17 protein-coding genes are annotated in these 18382 nt (G+C 68.5%); 6 read left to right on the forward strand and 11 right to left on the reverse strand.

Annotated elements, in window-relative coordinates:
• Window positions 1-235: 235 nt before the first annotated feature.
• From CLM74_RS12460 to CLM74_RS12500, 9 genes are all read right to left on the reverse strand, one after another.
• Entirely contained in the window at window positions 236-1000 is a 765-nt protein-coding gene (locus tag CLM74_RS12460) for a 2,3-dihydro-2,3-dihydroxybenzoate dehydrogenase (protein WP_105164218.1), read from the reverse strand.
• Window positions 991-4869, reverse strand: a complete 3879-nt coding sequence (locus CLM74_RS12465; RefSeq protein WP_105164219.1) for a non-ribosomal peptide synthetase — start codon at window positions 4867-4869, stop codon at window positions 991-993. Before CLM74_RS12465 ends, CLM74_RS12460 begins: the two co-directional genes overlap by 10 nt.
• Complete coding sequence (locus CLM74_RS12470; protein WP_105164220.1) at window positions 4866-5123, reverse strand: phosphopantetheine-binding protein; 258 nt, start codon at window positions 5121-5123, stop codon at window positions 4866-4868. The genes CLM74_RS12465 and CLM74_RS12470 overlap by 4 nt, the downstream gene beginning before the upstream one ends.
• A complete protein-coding gene (locus CLM74_RS12475) occupies window positions 5123-5755 on the reverse strand; it encodes an isochorismatase family protein (protein ID WP_100436433.1) in 633 nt (210 codons plus the stop codon). Before CLM74_RS12475 ends, CLM74_RS12470 begins: the two co-directional genes overlap by 1 nt.
• On the reverse strand, window positions 5755-7407 hold the full coding sequence (locus CLM74_RS12480; protein ID WP_105164221.1) for an AMP-binding protein: 1653 nt from the start codon (window positions 7405-7407) through the stop codon (window positions 5755-5757). Before CLM74_RS12480 ends, CLM74_RS12475 begins: the two co-directional genes overlap by 1 nt.
• A complete protein-coding gene (locus CLM74_RS12485) occupies window positions 7404-8597 on the reverse strand; it encodes an isochorismate synthase (RefSeq protein ID WP_025878585.1) in 1194 nt (397 codons plus the stop codon). Before CLM74_RS12485 ends, CLM74_RS12480 begins: the two co-directional genes overlap by 4 nt.
• Complete coding sequence (locus tag CLM74_RS12490; protein WP_105164222.1) at window positions 8594-9790, reverse strand: MFS transporter; 1197 nt, start codon at window positions 9788-9790, stop codon at window positions 8594-8596. Before CLM74_RS12490 ends, CLM74_RS12485 begins: the two co-directional genes overlap by 4 nt.
• A 152-nt stretch (window positions 9791-9942) precedes the next feature.
• Entirely contained in the window at window positions 9943-10272 is a 330-nt protein-coding gene (locus CLM74_RS12495; protein WP_234003346.1) for a DUF3817 domain-containing protein, read from the reverse strand.
• Window positions 10273-10360: 88 nt separating this feature from the next.
• A complete protein-coding gene (locus CLM74_RS12500) occupies window positions 10361-11296 on the reverse strand; it encodes a TIGR03571 family LLM class oxidoreductase (protein ID WP_105164223.1) in 936 nt (311 codons plus the stop codon).
• A 54-nt stretch (window positions 11297-11350) separates the two neighbouring features.
• On the opposite strand from CLM74_RS12500, the gene CLM74_RS12505 reads away from it, so the two are divergent.
• The 5 genes from CLM74_RS12505 (at window position 11351) to CLM74_RS12525 (ending at window position 15380) form a co-directional block, all read left to right on the forward strand.
• Window positions 11351-11830 carry a GNAT family N-acetyltransferase gene (locus CLM74_RS12505; RefSeq protein ID WP_105164224.1) on the forward strand — a complete coding sequence of 160 codons (480 nt, stop codon included), beginning with the start codon at window positions 11351-11353 and terminating at the stop codon, window positions 11828-11830.
• Between the two features lie 99 nt (window positions 11831-11929).
• On the forward strand, window positions 11930-13453 hold the full coding sequence (locus tag CLM74_RS12510; protein WP_105164225.1) for a thioredoxin family protein: 1524 nt from the start codon (window positions 11930-11932) through the stop codon (window positions 13451-13453).
• 387 nt (window positions 13454-13840) lie between these two features.
• Window positions 13841-14470 carry a Fe-Mn family superoxide dismutase gene (locus CLM74_RS12515; protein WP_105164226.1) on the forward strand — a complete coding sequence of 210 codons (630 nt, stop codon included), beginning with the start codon at window positions 13841-13843 and terminating at the stop codon, window positions 14468-14470.
• Window positions 14467-15042, forward strand: a complete 576-nt coding sequence (locus CLM74_RS12520; protein ID WP_025878578.1) for a flavin reductase family protein — start codon at window positions 14467-14469, stop codon at window positions 15040-15042. Before CLM74_RS12515 ends, CLM74_RS12520 begins: the two co-directional genes overlap by 4 nt.
• Window positions 15042-15380 (forward strand): tetratricopeptide repeat protein, encoded by a 339-nt coding sequence (locus tag CLM74_RS12525; protein WP_033831318.1) that lies wholly within the window; start codon window positions 15042-15044, stop codon window positions 15378-15380. The genes CLM74_RS12520 and CLM74_RS12525 overlap by 1 nt, the downstream gene beginning before the upstream one ends.
• A 4-nt stretch (window positions 15381-15384) precedes the next feature.
• Here CLM74_RS12525 and CLM74_RS12530 read toward each other — a convergent pair whose 3' ends face one another.
• Window positions 15385-16533: an acyl-CoA desaturase gene (locus CLM74_RS12530; protein WP_025878576.1), complete on the reverse strand. Its 1149-nt coding sequence runs from the start codon at window positions 16531-16533 to the stop codon at window positions 15385-15387.
• Window positions 16534-16546: 13 nt separating this feature from the next.
• Window positions 16547-17617: a ferredoxin reductase gene (locus CLM74_RS12535; protein ID WP_234003348.1), complete on the reverse strand. Its 1071-nt coding sequence runs from the start codon at window positions 17615-17617 to the stop codon at window positions 16547-16549.
• Window positions 17618-17709: 92 nt separating this feature from the next.
• Between CLM74_RS12535 and fabR the strand changes: the two genes are divergently transcribed.
• On the forward strand, window positions 17710-18366 hold the full coding sequence (fabR, locus tag CLM74_RS12540; RefSeq protein ID WP_025878574.1) for an HTH-type transcriptional repressor FabR: 657 nt from the start codon (window positions 17710-17712) through the stop codon (window positions 18364-18366).
• Window positions 18367-18382 lie beyond the last annotated feature (16 nt).

Consider the following 18382-nt stretch of genomic DNA (forward strand, 5'->3'; position numbering starts at 1 on the left):
CGCTGGCTGTCGGGGAACAGCGCGAGATTCCATGAGGATGTTGCTGACAGTCTGCTGGGGTTGCCGGCCAGCGGCCGGCACTACCCAACGCAAAAGCCCGTCACGTCCGACCGGTGGTAGTGCCGGCCGCTGGCCGGCAACCCACGCCAACGCACAAGCCCATCGCGCCTGCCCCATGGTAGTGCCGGCCGCTGGCCGGCAACCCATGAACCTCACCCGGCGGCGCCCGGCCCCGTCACCCGCGCAGCGTGGCGCCACCGTCCACATACAGGTCACTCATCGCCACGTGCCCGGCCTGCTCGGACAGCAGGAACATCACTGCCTGCGCGATGTCCTCCGGCGTGGCCAGCTTGCGCAAGGGGATACCCGCCTTGTAGGTGGCCGGATTGCCGGCGATCACCCGTGCCGCGCCCTGCTCGTCTTCCCACATGCCGGTCTGCATCGGGGTCAGCGTGGATCCCGGCGCAACGATGTTGCAGCGGATGCCCAACGGTGCCAGCTCCAGGCCCAGGCAGCGGGTGAACATCGTCGCCGCCGCCTTCGAGGCGGCATAGGAGGCCATGCCATGCCGTGGCACGCCCGCCGCGTTGGAACTGACGGTCACGATGGCACCTTGCCGGCGCGGCGACATCACCCGTGCCAGTGCGCGGCCCACATGGAACACACCATCGGCATTGACCGCGAACACCCTGCGCCAATCCGCGTCACGGGTGTCCACGACCTCACCGACATGCAGCACGCCCGCCACGCTGGCCGCCAACATGATCGGTCCCACCGTGGCTTCCACCTGGTTTACCAGCGCGTCCACGGCCGCGCCGTCGGTGACGTCCAGTGCAAAAGCCTGCACGCGACCATCGTCGGCTGCCAGCGCAGGTCGCTCGCGATCGGTTGCCACGACCCGGCACCCTGCGTCCAGCAGTTGCCCGACCAGCGCCGCACCGATACCGCCCGCTGCGCCGGTCACCAGCGCCACATTCCCTTCAAAACCCGTCAGCTGCATGTTGCGCTCTCCTGTTGCCTGTCCCACTGCTGCAGCCGCGCCGACAACCACGGTGCCAGCTGCGCCACCGCATCACGCCCGGTCAGTTCGGCGTGCAGGAACGGCAGCTCGATGGCATCCACCTGCAGCGCATGTGCCTTCCACAGCGCGGACTGCAACTGCGGCCGTGCCTGATGATCGCGTCCGGCCCGCACATGCGCCAGCGTTCCGACGAAGGGTCGGTGCTGGTGTTCGCGGATCAGTCGATTGGTTCCGGTCACCGCCCGTACCACGCCGTCGAGCACCACCTCGGGCAGGCTGCCCAGCGCGCTGCCGCCGCGCCGCAGGAAAGCGAGGATGCGCTCGCGATCGTCCAGTTCCGGATGCGCGTCCGGGTCATGCCCGGCGATGGCCAACAGCGCCCGCAGCGCCGCGATCGGGTCGGGCTCCGGTTCGGCACGCCAGCATTCGCTGGGATAGGCATCGAGCAGCACCAGTTCGCCGACCTCGCGGCCGATGTCGTGCAGGCGCACGGCCATCGCCTGCGCGAGGATGCCCCCCACCGACCAGCCGAGCAGATGGATCGGCCCCTGTGGCTGCAGCGTGATCACCCGCTGCACATAGTCATTGGCCATGGCCTCGATGCTGCCTGGCAGCGGTTGCGTGGGGTTGAGCGCGGGTGACTGAAGCCCGTACACCGCGCGCGTTGGCTGCAGCGCCCGGGCCAGTGCGCGATAGTTCCAGGCAATGCCGCCTGCCGGGTGCAGCACGAACAGGGGGGCTGCGGTTGCCTCGTCGGATGCAGACAGCGCAATCACCGGCCCCAGCGCGTGATCGGCGCGTGCGGGCGGCTCGGCAATGCGAGCCGCCAGCGCGGCTACGGTCGGTTGCGCGAACAGCGCGCCCAGCCCCAGCTCGCAACGCCAGCGCTGCTCGATGGCCAGCAGCAGGTGCACGGCCGACAGAGAGTCGCCTCCGATGCTGAAGAAATCCACATCAACCGCCACCGGCAGTTCACGCCCCAGCGCCTGTGCGAACAGCCCGGCCAGTTCCTGCTCCAGCGGCGTACGCGGCGCCTGCCCCGCAACGTCCTGCTGCGGCGGTTTCGGCAGCGCAGACCGGTCCAGCTTGCCATTGGCGGTCACCGGCCACTGATCCACGCCCACGAATGCAGACGGCACCATGTAGTCCGGCACCCGCGCCAGCAGATGGCTGCGCAGCGCCGCTGCATCGAACAGCGCCGTCGGCACATAGGCGACCAACCGCGCCTCGCCGGGTAGATCATCGCGCAACAGCACTTCCACCCGGTCCATTCCAGGCAGCTCGCGCAACGCTGCTTCAATCTCGCCAAGTTCGATGCGCAGGCCGCGCAGCTTTACCTGATGGTCGCTGCGCCCCAGGTACTCGACAGCACCGTCGCCCCGCCAGCGTGCCACGTCGCCGGTGCGGTAGATGCGCTCACCCGGCAGGAACGGATCCGCCAGGAAGCGCTCGGCCGTCAGGTCGTCGCGGCCGAGATAGCCGCGCGCCAACTGCACACCGCCGAGGTACAGGTCACCGGCCACGCCCACCGGCACGGGCTGCATCCGTGCGTCCAGCACATACAGGCGGGTGTTCCAGACCGGGAAACCGATCGGCACCGGGCGCGAGCGGTCATCGGCCGACGCCGGCCACCAGCTCACATCCACTGCCGCTTCGGTCGGCCCGTAGAGGTTGTGCAGTTCGGATTGCATTCTCGCGTGGAAGCGGTCACGCAGTGCGGCATCCAGCGCCTCGCCACTGGTGAACACGCGCCGCAGCCGCAGGTCCTGTGAGGCCGGTGCCGCCAGGAACGCATCCAGCATCGACGGTACGAAATGTGCGGTGGTGACACCATGGACGCGGATCAATCGCGCCAGCTCGGTCGGGTCGCGGTGTGCGTCCGGCCCCGCCAACACCAGCGTCGCGCCGCACAGCAGTGGCAGGAAGAATTCCCAGACCGATACGTCGAACGTTGCCGGGGTCTTCTGCAGAATCCGGTCGTCGGCACCAATGCCATAGTGCTCGCGCATCCACAGCAGGCGATTGACGATGGCGCGGTGTTCGATCACCACGCCCTTGGGCTCGCCGGTCGAACCGGAGGTATAGATCACATAGGCCGCATCGTCGCCCATCGGGCCCGGCCAGGGTGCGGCAAAGCTCAGGTCGGTCCACTGCTCCGGCGGCAGCACCGGCACATCTGAAAGAGGGGATTGCACGCCGGCCTCTGCCAATACGCAGACCGGTTGCGCCGACGCCAGAATCCGCGCCAGGCGCTCCGCGGGATGGGCAAGGTCCAGTGGCAGGTATGCGCCGCCTGCACGCAGCACCGCCAGCAACGCAACCACCAGTTCCAGCGAACGCGGCAGCGCTACGGCAACGACCGTGCCCGGGCCCACGCCCAGCGAGCGCAGCTGCGCGGCCAGGGCGAAGCTGCGGGCCTCCAGCGCAGCATGGTCCAGCGTCGTATCGCCGAACACCAGCGCCGCTGCCGACGGATCGCGGTCCATGCCCTGCTGCAGCAGTTCGACCAGGGTGGTGTCAGGCAGCGCATGCGTGGTGGCATTGAAGCCATGCACGACCTGCTTCGATTCTTCCGGCGTGGCCAGTGGCACCGTCGCGATGTCTTCGGCCAGCAGCGCGGCCGACACGAAATGCAGCAGCCGCCGGGCATGCGCCTTCATGTCATCCAGCCCATACAGGGCCGGGTTTGCTTCAATCTCCAGATCCAGCAGGGTCTGTCCATCGCCACGGAAGCCCAGTGTCAGGTCGTCAACCGGGCCGGTGCTCAGCACTTCCAGTGAGGCCTGCACACCCGGCAGCGCCAGCGGCTTGTAGAACGGCTGTACGTTGATCAACGGCCCATGCAGACGGTGCTGTGCACCGACCAGGCCGAGGTCACGACGCAGCTGTTCGCCACGGTAGCGCCCATGCTTGCGGCTCTGGCTGAGCTGGCGCCCGATGCACCGGCAGAATTCCTCGACGCCGCCCTCGCCGCCCGCTACCCGCAGCGGCAGCACGTTCATCACCATCGCCGGCACCCGCGCCGCCGCGTTGCCAAGCCGCGCCATGTACGGCACCCCGAGCACGACTTCCTCGGACGCGCTCATGCGACGCACATACTCGGCGGCCAACGCGGCAAGCACATCCGGCCACGGCTGCAACCACGATGCCGAGACCTGCAGCAGGCGCTCGCGCAAGGCGGGGGCCACCGGCTGCACCCAGCGCAGTGCATCGTCACTGGCCGCGGCGGTGCCGGCCAGGCCGGTGGAGGCCGGGGCGCCCTGCAGCGCCTGCAACCACCACTGCCGGTCGACGTCGCGGCGCGCATCACTGCGGTAGCTGGCATCATCGGCCAGCACGCCCGCCAACCCTGGCAGCGCACTACCGGTGCGCCCCGCATACAGGGCGCAGACGCGGTCAGTGAACAGCGCCATGCCATAGCCATCGGTGGCCAGGTGATGCACGCGCAGGTACCAGGCCCAGCGCTGGCCACCCAGGTCGAACAGCACCTGCTGGCTCAGCCGGTCGCGGGTCGGGTCGACCGCGCTGCAGCGGTCAGCCAGCATCGCCGCGCGCGCCATCTGCTGCGGATCATCGGCCGCGGCGACATCGCGCAGCTGCAGCAATGGCACCCGCGCGGGCTCGTGCCACTGCACGGGCTGGCCGTCCTCGGCCTCGGCGAAACGCAACGCCAGCGCCTCGGCCTCGACGGCGGCCTGGTTGGCGGCAGCGGTGAACGCCGGCACATCCAGCGAACCCTCGATCCACACCGCGTGCGCGGTATTGAATGCAGGATTCTGCGGTGCCAGCCGCTGGGCAAACCACAGCCCTGCCTGCGCCTCGGTCAGCGGCAGCGGCGATCCGTTCATGCCGTCTGCGCGGCCTGCAGCTGCTGCACTACCGTCCACCACTGGCGCAGCGTGGTGTGCTCAGCCAGCTGCGCGAACTCCAGTGGCAGCCCGGTGTTGCCCCAGGCCAGCACCAGCCCCAGCATGCGCATCGAATCCAGATCCAGATCGATCAGGTTGTCATCATCGCCGATGTCAGCCGCGTGGCAGTCCAGCACGCGGGCGACGTCGGCGCGCATGCGCTCCAGGGTCAGGGCTTCGGTCGTCGCGTTCATCACATTGCCTCCAGCAGCTGGTCGGTGGTCATCGGTACGCCGCACGTGCGGGCGATCCAGTGCAGCGCCTGGTCATGGTCGGCACGCGAGAAATCGGCCACGGCATCGGCAGCGATGAACGTCTCGATGTCACGCTGGAACGCCTCCACCGCCGTCGCGGTGCATCCGATATGCGCGTAGACGCCGGTGATCAGCAGCTGGTCGCGGCCGCGCACGCGCATCAGCGTTTCCAGATTGCTGCGCTGGAACGCGCTGTAGCGGTGCTTGACCAGCACATGCTCGCCCGGCTGCGGCGCGAGTGCGTCGATGATCGGCTCGTGGTCGGCACGCCGGCCCATGCCCGGGCCCCACAGGTCTGCCTGCAGGCCGCGGTCGCGGCGATCCTGGTCGCCGTGCTGGGCGGTGTAGAACACCGGAATGCCATGCGCACGGCAATGACCCAGCAGGCGCGCGATGTTGTCCACCGCCGGCTGCAGCGGCGCATTACCGGCGTCGAATGCGGCGAGGAAATAGCGCTGCATGTCGTGTACCAGCAAGGCAACGCGATCACGCTGGGGGCGCCAGGCGCCTCGCGCCTGCGGCAGTTCCGCAGCGGTCGGCAGGGAATACGGGGTAATGCGGGGCAGCGCCATCAGCGCGTTCCTCCTGTCTGTTGCAGATGACGCGCGCGCAGCTGCGCGCGCAGTTCGCGGCGGCTGATCTTGCCAACCGCCGTGGTGTCGAAACTGTCCACGAAAACAATCTGATCGGGCACCTTGAACGCGGCCAGGCCACGCCCGCGCATCCACGCCTTCAGCGCCGGCGCCTTGATGGCCTCGCCCTGTTGGATCACGAAGGCACAGCTGCGCTCGCCCAGGTAGTCGTCAGGAATGGAGACCACGGCGGCGTCGAACACGCTGGGATGGGCCAGCAGATGGTCTTCGATCTCCTCGGCGGAGATCTTCTCGCCCGCCCGGTTGATGTGGTCGCCGGCACGGCCCTGCACCACCAGATAGCCGCCGGGCAGCTGCTGCACGCGGTCGCCGGTGCGGTAGAAGCCGTCGTCGGTGAACGAGCGCGCGTTGGCCGCCGCGTCATTGTGGTAACTGCGGATGGTGTACGGACCGCGCGTGAGCAGATGACCGACCTCGCCTTCGGCAACGGGCTGGTCGTGGTCGTCGACCACGCGCACTTCATCATCCTCGCTGATCGGCCTGCCCTGGCAGGCGACGACCAGGTCCTGCGGGTCATCCAGGCGGGTGTAGTTGACCAGGCCTTCGGCCATGCCGAACACCTGCTGCAACGTGCAACCGAGACCATCGATGACCCGCCGCGCGGCTTCCGGCACCAGCTTCGCTCCCCCGACCTGCAGCACCCGCAGGCTGGACAGATCGTGCCGGCTGGTCGCCGCCGCCTGCGCCCACAGCAGCGCCAGGGGCGGCACCAGACCACAGCAGGTCACCTTCTCGCGCGCGATCAACGGAAACGCCACATCCGGGCCGGGGCCTGGGCTGAGTACCACGCGGGCGCCGGCGTACAGCGCACCGAAGAAACCCGGCGAGCTCATCGGGAAGTTGTGTGCTGCCGGCAGCGCAACCAGGTACACGCTGTCGCGGTCGATGCCACAGATTTCGTTGCTGGCTCGGAACGAGTAGATGTAATCGTCGTGCGTGCGCGGAATGAGCTTTGACAGCCCGGTGCTGCCGCCGGAGATCTGCAGGAACGCCACCGACTGCGGATCAGGATCGGCCGGCAGCTGGCTGCGATCGCCCTGCAGCGATTCCAGCGCGACGAACTCGGCCGCATCGCCGTCGATCAGCACGTGGCGTACCGCCGGCACTTCCGCCTGCAGCGCGCGCGCCAGGCCACGATGGTCGAAGCCTTCATGGACATCGGTACTGATGTAGGCACTGGCCTCGGCCTTGCGCGCAAAGTGGGCCAGCTCGGTGCTGCGATGTGCCGGCAGCGCGTACACCGGCACCAGCCCGGCGCGGAACAGGCCACAGACCGTTGCGATGAAACCGGCCGTATTGCCCAGCTGCACCAGCACGCGCTCGCCGGGTTGCAGGCCCAGCGCCAGCAGCCCGGCGCCGATGCGCCCGGCCTCATGCCAGAGCTGCGCATAGCTCAGGCGCACATCGCCAGCCACCACCGCGATGTCATCGGCATGGCGCTCGGCGCGTTCGCGCAGGAAACCCGGGAAGGTTTCGCCACGCCAATGGCCTGCGGCCCGATAGCGCGCGACCAGCGCTTCAGGCCATTGCTGTTGCAGCGGCAGGCGCGAATCAACGGTGGACGGCGTCATGCGGATACCTCGATCAGGGACAGCGGGTCCTGCACGCCCAATGCGTTCAGCAGGGCAGCAAACTTGGCGGCGGTTTCGGCCACTTCGGCCTCGGGCTGCGAGTCGGCGACGATGCCGGCGCCGGCATACAGGCGCAGCTGGGTGCCCTGCAGGCGCGCGCAGCGGATCGCCACATACCAGTCGCCGTCCCCCTGCGCATCGAGCCAGCCCACCGCACCGGCATAGAAGCCGCGCGGCACCGGTTCCAGCGCACGGATGCGCTGCAGTGCCTGCAGCCGCGGGGTACCGCAGACGGCCGGGGTGGGATGCAGCTCGGCCAGCAGGGTGGCCGCCGACGTAGCAGCGTCCTTCAGCGTGGCGTGGATGCGCGTACCCAGATGCCACATGCTGGCGGTGGCGTGCAGCACCGGGCGTGGCTGCGCTTCGATATGGCTGCACCAGGGCGAGAGGCCATCGACAATGGCGTCGACCACATGCCGGTGTTCGTCATGATCCTTCGCCGATGCCAGCAACGCCTGCGCAGCGCGCTCGTCCGCAACCGGATCGGCACTGCGCCTGGCCGAACCGGCCAGCGGATGCGACAGCACCTGCGCCCCGCGTTTGCGCAGCAGCAGCTCCGGTGTCGCCCCCACCAGCCATGCCGGCGCCTGGCCAACGTCCACCGGCAGCGGCACGGCGTAGGTCGCCACCGAAGGATCGGTGCCGAGGCGGGCCAGCAGCATTTCCGGTGACAGCGCCTGCTGCGTGTGCGCCAACAGGCTGCGCGCCAGTACCACCTTGTGCAGCTCCGGGTCCGGCACGCGCATCGCGCTGACCGCGTCGGCCACGGCCGCTGCATACGCCTGCGCCGAGGGCTCGGCAGTCAGCGCTCCGGACAGCGCCGGCGCCGCCTGCGACTGCACGGGCAACGCCGGCAGCAGGCGCTCGGGTTGATACAACGCATCATCGGCGCGCGGCTCGAACGGCACCGCGCCGACCAGCAGGCCCGGCCCACCGCGCTGCTGCGCGAAGAACGTCGCCACGCGCTCGGCCAGCGTGGCCAGCACACCGGTCGGCAAGGGTGCGCGGCAGCCGCGCGCGTGCATCTGCCGATCGGCCTGCCGCAGCAGGAACAGCGACGCTTCGGCGGTGGGCTCGGGCAGCATCGACGCAGCCTCCGGCCACGCGCCCTGCATCAGGGAATCGTTCATGGGGTCTCCTTCATCCGATACGATGCGGCCAGCACGCACAGCACCAGCAGCAGCACGCCGACCAGCAGGTAAGGCAGGCTGGCGCCGCCGCGATACAACAGGGTGCCGAGCATCGGCCCGGCCACCATGCCCAGCCCCTGCGCCGCCGCGACGGTGCCGGCCGCCGCCCCCTGTTCGTGCGCCTGCACGGCGTCGGCGGCCAACGCCTGGAACGAGGGGAACACGAAGCCCATGCCGAACGCTGCAAGCGCGTAGGCCGCCGGCAACTGCCAGGTCTGCTGCACCGCCGCCACCGACGCAAAGCCGATGCCTGCGATCAGTGCGCCGAGGATGATCCAGCGCCGGGGATGCACGTCCAGTTTCATCACCAGCCCCTGCGCGAGGATCAGGCCCACGCCGACTGCAGTCAGTGCGATGCCGGCCATGCGTGCACCTTCGGCTGCATCCAGGCCGAAACGATCAATGGCGAAGAAGCCGACCGTGACCTGGGCGATGGTCACCGACACCATCGCCACGAACGCGGCCATCTGCGGCAGGCGCAGCCGCGGGTCGAGGCGCGACAGCGGTACGCGGTTGCGGCTGTGTGCGGCTGCCACCGGCGGCGTGGCCGGCAGGCGCCAGGCCAGCAGGCCCAGCGCGAGCAGCGGCAACAGCGCAGCCACGTACAGCGCCAGCGGCAGGTTCTTGTAGGCAAGCCATCCGGCAGCAGCCGGACCCAGCACCATCCCCAGCGCGTTGGCGCTGCCAAGGCGGGCGAGGAATTTCGCACGTTGGCCGGCGGGTGCCTTGTCGGCGATCAGCGCGGCAGCGGTCGGCGGCACAGCCGCGTAGAACAGGCCGATCAGGCCACGTGCACCGACCAGCACCAGCACCGAGACCAGCACCGGCGGTATTGTCAGCAGCGCGACATCGATGAACACCGCCAGCGCGATGTAGACCACGGTGTAGGCACTCATCGCCAGCATCAGCACGCGCTTGCGGCCGATGCGGTCGCTGAGCTGGCCCCAGGGGCGCGCGGCCAGCATCCACAACACGCCCGCGGCCGTGACCGATAGACCGGCATGCCATTCGGACAGGCCCAGCAGGCGGACCACCGGGCCGATGACGGCGACGAAGGACATCATCGCCATGGTGCCGATCAGGGCAGCCAACACCAGCGCCGGCAAGCCGGGAACCACGGGACGTGCATGCATGGAACACCAACCGTAACCAGGGAAGGAACGCCGGGCGCATCCGCACCCCGCGCGACGTCGCCCTGTCAGGCGGCGACGCCATCCTTAAATGATAACGGCTCGCATTTGCATTTGATACCCATTCGCTTAACGGGCACGCACCTGCGGGTGCATCACTGCCCTGCGCGTACCGACAGCAGGCCGCGACGCTTGAACCACCACTCCAGCGGCAGGGTCACCAGCGGCGGAATCGCAGCCAGCATCGCCAGCCCCGTTGCCCACCATGGCCAGCGCAGGCGCAGCGCCGCAAACAGAGTCACCGCCACGTAAACCAGGAACGCTACGCCATGCAGCGGCCCGAACAGCTTCACCAGCGCGACGTTGGCCTGCGGGCCGTACTTGAGCCACATGCCGGCCAGCAGACCGGCCCAGGTGATGGCCTCGATGAAGGCGACGACGGCGAAAAGGCGCCCGGTCGGGTGCAGCGGGTTACGGTGGGTCACGCAGGGCTCCAGCGCTGGATATCAAATGCGAATGATACGCAGATGCGAACATGCCGGATACCTGCGGCGTGTCCACCAAGGTGGACACCTACCGACGCGTATCGGGCAGGACGTGCTCGCCGATCTCGCCCAGTACGTCGTCCACCGGCCGGCCGTTGTCCACCAGGTTGAACATCACATGCGCCACACCCTGCGCGTGTACGCGTTGCAGGTACGCGCGCAGGCCATCGCGGCCCACCTTCAGGCCCAGCGGCAGCGGCTCCGCCGGCGCAGTTGGATCGGCCTGCAGGTCCAGCAGCATCGACTGCACGAATGGCTTGGGCGCGCCGCCGCTCTGGGCCAGCGCCTGCTGCCACAGACCGATGCGCCCTTCCTGCGCGGTCTCTTCGCGATGATAGGTCGCCCAGCCTTCGGCCTCGCGTGCGATCCACTGCAGGCTCTGCCGCGCAGTACCGACCACCAGCATCGGAATGCGCCTTGCCGGCGCGGGAAGTACGTCGTATCCACCGGTTGCCTGCAACACCGGCGCGCGCTCGGAGGGTTCGGGGGACAGCGCCGCACGCAGCAGCGACCAGCGCTCGCGGAAGGTGCCCGCCCTGCCCTGTAGGTCCTCGCCGAAGGCCGCGAACTCTTCTGGTCGATCACCCGAGCCAAGCCCCAGCACGAAGCGTCCACCGCTGATCCGGTCCAGCGTCAGCGCCGATTTCGCTACCTGCAGCGGTTGCCGCAACGGCAGCACGATGGCCGCAGTGCCGATCACGATGCGCTCGGTCGCCGCGGCCAGCATCCCCAACCACAGGAACGGATCATCCAGCGCACTGGCGGTCGCATCCGGCCCCTGCGGCACCATCAGCGGCACATCGCGGGTCCACAGCGCAGCAAAGCCCAGATCGTCGGCCAGCCGCGCGACGCGGCGCGCCTCCAGTAGATCGGCCAGGCCGTGTGCGGCCACCGGCGTCATCAGGCCAAGGCTCAAGCCCTGCTTTGGAAACAGACGTGCATGGGCAGGATTGAAATCAGTCATGCCGCCAGCTTAGCGTGGGGCATTGATGGCGTCCCACAACAGGAAGTACAGCGCATGCCCAGGATCCGTCCCGCCCACGTCGATGACCTGCCCGCGATCAGCGCGGTGTGCGTGGCGGCCTTCACTGCAGCCGTTGCGCCCATGCTTACCGCCGAGGGCATCGCCACCTTCGGCAACGTGGCCGCAGCCAGCGCGTTCGCCGAGCGCCTGCAGGGTGACAACCACATCCTGGTGGCCGAACAGGAGGGCCGTGTGGTCGGCGTGGTGGAACTGAAGGCGGGCCAGCACCTGGCGATGCTGTTCGTCGCGCCGGAGCTGCAGGGGCAAGGCATCGGTCGTGCCCTGCTGCAGGCGGTGCTGCCGCAGGTACGCGGCCCGCAGATGACCGTGCGCGCCTCGCTCAACGCGGTGCCGGCCTACGAACACTATGGGTTCGTGCTGGATGGCGACGTCGGCGAGTACCACGGCCTGATCTACCAGCCGTTGGTGTTGGCGGTGCCCGCTCCGGTGGCTGCGCCCCCTGGTCCGCACTGATACCCAGCCCACATGCCGTGCTGCGCGTGCGACATAAGCAAACTGCATCAGCCAGCACCGCGACCGTTCCTACAATGGCCCACCACCCTGTCCTTCGAGATGCTGCCGATGCGCGTCGCGCTTTCCCTGTTGCTGTTGGCCTCGGCCCTGAGCGCCTGCTCCCCCGCGTCCGCGCCGGTACCGACGGCGAAGGCGGCATCGACCGCCCCGGCCTCCGCCATCGCCTGGCGCCAGGGCGACGTGGATGATGCGTTCAACGAAGCCGCCGAGAGTGGCAAGCCGGTGCTGCTGTACTGGGGCACGGTGTGGTGCCCGCCGTGCAACCAGCTCAAGGCAGGGCTGTTCAAGGATCCGGCCTTCATCGCACTGACCGGCAAATTCGTACCGGTCTACCTGGACGGCGACGAAGAAGGCGCGCAGGCATGGGGCGAACGCTTCGGCGTGCGCGGCTATCCGACCCTGATCGTGCTCGACCCGCAGCGCAACGAAATCACCCGCGTGGCCGGCGGCAACGACGCGGCCGAACTGACCCGGGCCCTGATCGTCGCCGCCAGCCGCCGCAGCGCTGTCGCCGAAACACTTGCGACCGCGCTGGCGACGCCGGCCACGCTTGGCGCCGAAGACTGGCAGGTACTGGGCGATTACGGCTGGGAGGTGGATGCCAACCGCCTGGCTGGCAAGCGCAGCGCCCGGGACGTGCTGCAGCAGCTGGCCAAGGCCGCACCCGAGCCTGCGCTGCAGCGTCGCTTCGCGCTGCTCGCCTTGGCTACCGCCGAGAAACCGACGGCAGCGCCCACCCAGGTACGCGAACTGTTGCAGGCGGTGCTGGCACAACCGGCGGAGGTACGTCGCAACCGCGAGCTGCTGGGGTATGCCGGCGCCGGGCTGGTCAAGCAGGCCAGCGCCGGTCCGGCCAGCAGCAATGCCCTCGGCCAGCAGTTGCTGGTCGCGCTGGAACGTGCCGATGCCGCGCGTGGTGATCGCGCAGACGATGCCTTGTCACGTGCGTTGACCGAGTTGGCGCTGGCACGCCAGCAGCAGCCTGAAGGCGCGCTGCCGGCAGCATTGGTGCAGCGCGTAAAGCAGCGCGTGGCCGCCGCCGATGCCGCAGCCACCGATGCACACGCGCGCCAGGCCACCATCAGCAGTGCCGTCTACGCGCTGCGTCAGGTCGATGATGATGCAGGCGCCGAGGCCTTGCTGCTGGCAGAGCTGAAGCGCAGCGAGCAGCCTTATTACTACATGCCGGAACTGGCCGAGCTGGCCGAGCAGCGTGGTGATACCGCCGGCGCCCTGGAATGGCTGAAGCGTGCCTATGAAGGCGCGCAGGGCCCTGCCACGCGCGTGCAGTGGGGCGTGCTGTACGTGGAAGGCCTGCTGCGGCTGGCACCCGATGATGCACCGCGTATCGAGCATGCCACCGAGGCCTTGATCGCCGAGCTGGACAAGCAGCCGTCCGGCTACCACCAGCGCACGCGCCAGCGCTTCGAACGGCTGGCCGGACAGCTGCAGTCGTGGAGCGCCAAGCACAAGGGTGCGGACACGCTGGCGCGGCTGCAGCAGCGGATGCAGGCGGCCTGTGGTGATCAGGTTGATAGCGGCTGCAAGGAATGGCTGAGCTGACGCCAGACGCAGGATTCGACGGATACAGGTAGTGCCGGCCGCTGGCCGGCAGCCCCGACCATCACCAGCTGCCGGCCAGCGGCCGGCACTACCCTGCTGCTTCTGCTCTCGCCTTTGACGTCGCCTCCGCGCCGGCGCGTGGACCTGTCCTGCGTGGGCGGATGGGCCCATGCAGGACCGTTGGCGCCATGGATGGCGCCATCGAGCCCCCATGGATGGGTTTACGGCGTGTCCTGCATGGGCCCATCCGCCCACGCGACCCCGGGGCAGTCAACGCGCCGACAGCGCCCTCTTTTCAACCACCCCGCTTGACCTCAACCAATGTTGAGGTGCGATAACAGTCTCCCCACGGCCATACCCCTGGCCTACCCCACGGAGACAGTCTCGATGCCGTACTCGCTTCCCGCCCTCCCCTATGCCTACGACGCCCTCGAGCCGCACTTCGATGCGCGCACGATGGAGATCCATCACAGCAAGCATCACCAGGCCTACGTCAACAACCTCAATGCCGCGCTGGAACAGGCGAGCCTGCCGGCACAACCGGTGGAAACCCTGATCGCCGACCTCGACGCCCTGCCCGAATCGATCCGCCGTGCAGTGCGCAACAACGGCGGCGGCCACGCCAACCACAGCCTGTTCTGGACCGTGCTCAGCGCCAATGGCGGCACCGCCGATGACGCGCTTGCCGCGGCCATCGATCGCGACCTCGGTGGCTACGACGCCTTCAAGGAAACCTTCAGCAAGGCCGCGCAGACCCGTTTCGGCAGCGGCTGGGCGTGGCTCACCGTCGATCACCAGGGCCGCCTGCAGGTCGAGAGCAGCGCCAACCAGGACAGCCCGCTGATGGGCGCGGCGGTGGGCGCCTCCGGCAACACCCCGATCCTTGCCCTGGATGTCTGGGAGCACGCCTACTACCTGCATTACCAGAACCGTCGCCCGGACTACATCGGCGCGTTCTTCAACCTCATCAACTGGGCCGAGGTCGGCCGGCGCTACCGCCAGGCCAGGGCCGCATGAACGCGGACTCCGGTGCATACGCCGGGCCGTGGGCGGGGGTGTTCCCCGCTCCGGCACCGGTGCCATCGGTCAGTCTGCCGCCGCGTGCGCTGCGGCGGTTGCTCGGCCATTTCCCTACCGGCGTGGCGATCGTCTGCGCCCGCGACGCACAGGGAAAACCGCAGGGGCTGACCATCAACTCGTTCGTGCCGATCTCGCTGCAGCCGCCACTGGTGCTGTGGAACCTCGCCCTGCATGCGCAGAGCCTGTCCACGTTCCAGCGCGCCACCCGCTTTGCGATCAGCGTGCTCGGCGCTGGCCAGGAAGCCCTGGCGCGCCGGTTCGCCGATCCGCAGGTGCGCCATCGATTCACAGATGTGCCCTTGCTGGACGACGGCGAAGATGCGCCACCGCGTATCGCCGGTGCCGTGATCCATCTCACCTGCACCCGCCACGCGCAGTGGCCGGTCGGCGATCACCTGTTGCTGGCCGGGCGCATTGTCGATGTGCAGGAAGCAGGCGGTGCACCGCTGCTGTTCCATCGCGGCCGCTTCCAGGCGGGACCGGTGGAAACCCTGCTGGAGGTGCGCTGATGGACATCGAAACGCTGGAGAGGATGCTTGCCGCCGGCAAGGACAGCGCACTGCTGCGCTTCGGCCTGGGCAAGAGCTGGCTGGATGCCGGCGACCCGGTGCGCGCAGCCACCCATCTGGGCCGCTGCGTGGTGCTGGACCCGGACTATTCGGCGGCGTGGAAGCTGCTGGGCAAGGCCTGGCTGGCCGGTGGCCAGCCGCAGGCGGCGCGCGAAGCGTGGCAGCGCGGGCTCAGCGTGGCCGGCAGCAAGGGCGACCAGCAGGCCCGCAAGGAAATGCAGGTGTTCCTGCGCAGGCTCGATCGCGATTCACCTGCGCTGTTGGCGAAGGCCGGCTGAAGACTCAGCCGGCGTTGGCCGACGCCGGTGCCGGCATGATGTCCGGCATCGGCAGGCGGCGCGGCTTGCTCGGGAACGCGTGGCGCAGGATGCGCCAGACCACCTGGGTGAACTGCCGCGGCAGCGAGCCGTTGTTGTAGTGCTGGCCGTAGCGCCGGCAGATTTCCTTCACTTCCTTGGCGATGGCCGCATAGCGGTTGGCCGGCAGGTCCGGGTAGAAGTGGTGCTCGATCTGGTGGCTGAGGTTGCCCGACAGCACGTTGATCACGAAACCACCGCTGATGTTGGACGAACCGCGCAGCTGGCGCAGGTACCAGTGGCCACGCGATTCATTGCGCAGGCATTCCTTCGGGAAGGTTTCCGATTCGGCGGTGAAGTGGCCGCAGAAGATGATCACGTAGGTCCAGATGTTGCGCAGGCCGTTGGCCACCATGTTGCCCAGCATCACCGGCAGGAAGAACGGACCGGCCAGCAGCGGGAAGAACACGTAGTCCTTCAGCACCTGGCGGATCATCTTGCGGGCCACCGGACGGGTCTGCAGCCACATCGCACGGCTGCTGATGCGGCCCTTGAACCAGCGCCCCAGGCGCAGGTCCTGCGCCGCCACGCCCCACTGGAACAGCAGCGCGAAGATCGGTGCGATGATCGGCTGCAGCAGGTAGAACGGCTTCCAGCGCTGTTCCGGGAAGATGCGCAGCAGGCCATAGCCGATGTCATCGTCCATGCCACGCACGTTGGTGTAGGTGTGGTGGCGGAAATTATGGGTCTTGCGCCAGTTGTCGGCGGTGGCAACGATGTCCCATTCGTAGGTGTTGCCGTTGAGCTTGGGATCGCCGGTCCAGTCGTACTGGCCGTGCATCACGTTGTGGCCCAGTTCCATGTTTTCCAGGATCTTGGCCAGCGCCAGCAGCAGCGTGCCGGCGATGCAGGCCGGCCACAGCAGCGGCGCCCAGAACAACGGAGAGAACGCGCCCAGGAACAGCAGGCTGCGGCCGAGCACGCCGGACCAGCGCACAGCCGCTGCGACGCGGCGGATGTAACGGGTGTCGGAGGCGCCGAGGCTGCCGATCACACGGTCGCGGATCGCATCGAGTTCCTCACCAAACGTCTGCATCTCGGCAGGGCTCAGGGCACGGTCGGTAGCGCGGGTCATGGCAGCGGAGTCCTCAGAGATCCAGGGTCAGGTCGGTGGTCGGCGCGCTCACGCAGATCCGCACCGGCACGGCCGTTTCGGACTGGGTATCGCCGGTGCGCAGGTGGCGGGTGGTGCCACTGACGCGTTCACAGGTACAGCTGTTGCAGATGCCCATGCGGCAGCCGTGCTTGGGCGCGATGCCCTGCGCCTCCAGGCTTTGCAGCAGCGAGCGGCCACGCGGCACGATCAGCCGCCGGCCGCTGCGGGCCAGGGTCAATGCAACCTCACCCAGGCTGTCGGCATCACTGAGTGCCGCAGGCGGCGTAAAGGCTTCAGCCTGGAAGCCGGCCACCTGCTGCGCCAGCCGCGTGCGCGCAGCGGCAACGAAGCCATCCGGGCCACAGGCCAGCACATGGCGCTGCGCCAGCGGGGTGTCGTCACCGGCAACGGCCAACGTGTGGCTGTCGATGCGCGCGGCCGGCACCTCGCCTTCGCGGGTGGTCAGCAGATGCACGCGCAGGTTCGGGTTCGCTGCGGCCAGCGCCTGCAGTTCATCACGGAACTGGAACGCCGCGGCGCTGCGCTCCCAGTAGAACAGGTCGACCGGCGCCGCCAGCGGGCGCTGGCAGGCGTCGCGCAGCAGGCTGCGCATGGGCGTGATGCCGCTGCCGGCCGCCAGCAGCAGTACCGGCGCTGCGGCGGGCATGTGGAAATCACCGAAGGCCGCATCCAGCCGGAACAGGTCGCCCGGCTTGGCATGCGCTACCAGATGCTGGCTGACCTTGCCGCCTTCCACCGCCTTGACGGTAATGGCCAGCTCACGACGGCCCAGGCGGGTCGGGCTGTAGCTGCGGCGCAATACACGCCCCTCAAGCTCGACGCCCAGGGTGACGTGCTGGCCGGCGCGCATCCCGGCCCAGTGCCGGTTGCAGCGCAGGACCAGGGTGGCGGCGCCCTCGCCGGCCGGCTCGCGCCGTACCAGGCGGGCCATCGGCTCACGCAGGGTCCACAACGGATTCAGCTGGCCCGCCCAGAAGTCGAACAGCGACGGCGACAGCCAGCGGTACGGGGAAAACAGGGAAGGACGGACGACAGCGCTCATGGATGCACTATACGGCCGCACACACAGCTGTGTATACATGTGTATATTGCACCGGATTGGGTATGATTCAGCCTTGCCCCTCCGGAAGTACCATGGCCGCCGCCACCGTTCTGTCTCCGCCTGAAGATGCCAGCAGCCCGGCCCGCCGTACGGTGAGCCGCGAAGATCTGCTGGCCGCCGCGTTGAAACTGATCGGCCCGCATCGCAGCCTCTCCACCCTCAGCCTGCGCGAAGTCGCGCGCGAGGCGGGCATCGCACCCAACAGCTTCTACCGCCAGTTCCGCGACATGGACGAACTGGCCGTCGCCTTGATCGACGTGGCTGGGCGCTCGCTGCGCACCATCATCGGTGAAGCCCGCCAGCGCGCTACGTCCAGCGCCACCAGCGTGGTACGCGTGTCGGTGGAAACCTTCATGGAACAGCTGCGTGCCGACGACAAGCTGCTGCACGTACTGTTACGCGAAGGCGCGGTCGGCTCGGACGATTTCAAGCACGCGGTCGAACGCGAACTGCACTACTTCGAAGAAGAACTGCAGCATGACCTGGTGCGCCTGGCCGCACTGGATGGCGCGGTGCTGTACAAGCCGGAACTGGTGTCGATGGCGATCACCCGGCTGGTGTTTGCGATGGGCGCTTCGGCCATGGACCAGCCCCCTGAGAACGATCCGGAACTGGTCGAACAGATCTCCACGATGATCCGCATGATCATCGTCGGCGCGCGCACTCCCGCCGCCTTCCGCCGCGGCTGACCGCTTCCGGTGCATG

The organism is Stenotrophomonas sp. MYb57 (assembly GCF_002966815.1).
Classification (GTDB): Bacteria; Pseudomonadota; Gammaproteobacteria; order Xanthomonadales; family Xanthomonadaceae; genus Stenotrophomonas; species Stenotrophomonas indicatrix.

Excerpts from the sequence above, each read along its gene's own strand:
- CLM74_RS12500 (WP_105164223.1), bottom strand. The coding sequence starts at position 11,296 with ATGACTGATTTCAATCCTGCCCATGCACGTCTGTTTCCAAAGCAGGGC.
- CLM74_RS12515 (WP_105164226.1), top strand. The coding sequence starts at position 13,841 with ATGCCGTACTCGCTTCCCGCCCTCCCCTATGCCTACGACGCCCTCGAG.
- CLM74_RS12505 (WP_105164224.1), top strand. The coding sequence starts at position 11,351 with ATGCCCAGGATCCGTCCCGCCCACGTCGATGACCTGCCCGCGATCAGC.
- CLM74_RS12465 (WP_105164219.1), bottom strand. The coding sequence starts at position 4,869 with ATGAACGGATCGCCGCTGCCGCTGACCGAGGCGCAGGCAGGGCTGTGG.
- fabR (WP_025878574.1), top strand. The coding sequence starts at position 17,710 with ATGGCCGCCGCCACCGTTCTGTCTCCGCCTGAAGATGCCAGCAGCCCG.
- CLM74_RS12480 (WP_105164221.1), bottom strand. The coding sequence starts at position 7,407 with ATGACGCCGTCCACCGTTGATTCGCGCCTGCCGCTGCAACAGCAATGG.
- CLM74_RS12490 (WP_105164222.1), bottom strand. The coding sequence starts at position 9,790 with ATGCATGCACGTCCCGTGGTTCCCGGCTTGCCGGCGCTGGTGTTGGCT.
- CLM74_RS12525 (WP_033831318.1), top strand. The coding sequence starts at position 15,042 with ATGGACATCGAAACGCTGGAGAGGATGCTTGCCGCCGGCAAGGACAGC.
- CLM74_RS12460 (WP_105164218.1), bottom strand. The coding sequence starts at position 1,000 with ATGCAGCTGACGGGTTTTGAAGGGAATGTGGCGCTGGTGACCGGCGCA.
- CLM74_RS12485 (WP_025878585.1), bottom strand. The coding sequence starts at position 8,597 with ATGAACGATTCCCTGATGCAGGGCGCGTGGCCGGAGGCTGCGTCGATG.
- CLM74_RS12475 (WP_100436433.1), bottom strand. The coding sequence starts at position 5,755 with ATGGCGCTGCCCCGCATTACCCCGTATTCCCTGCCGACCGCTGCGGAA.
- CLM74_RS12510 (WP_105164225.1), top strand. The coding sequence starts at position 11,930 with ATGCTGCCGATGCGCGTCGCGCTTTCCCTGTTGCTGTTGGCCTCGGCC.
- CLM74_RS12470 (WP_105164220.1), bottom strand. The coding sequence starts at position 5,123 with ATGAACGCGACGACCGAAGCCCTGACCCTGGAGCGCATGCGCGCCGAC.
- CLM74_RS12535 (WP_234003348.1), bottom strand. The coding sequence starts at position 17,617 with ATGAGCGCTGTCGTCCGTCCTTCCCTGTTTTCCCCGTACCGCTGGCTG.
- CLM74_RS12530 (WP_025878576.1), bottom strand. The coding sequence starts at position 16,533 with ATGACCCGCGCTACCGACCGTGCCCTGAGCCCTGCCGAGATGCAGACG.
- CLM74_RS12520 (WP_025878578.1), top strand. The coding sequence starts at position 14,467 with ATGAACGCGGACTCCGGTGCATACGCCGGGCCGTGGGCGGGGGTGTTC.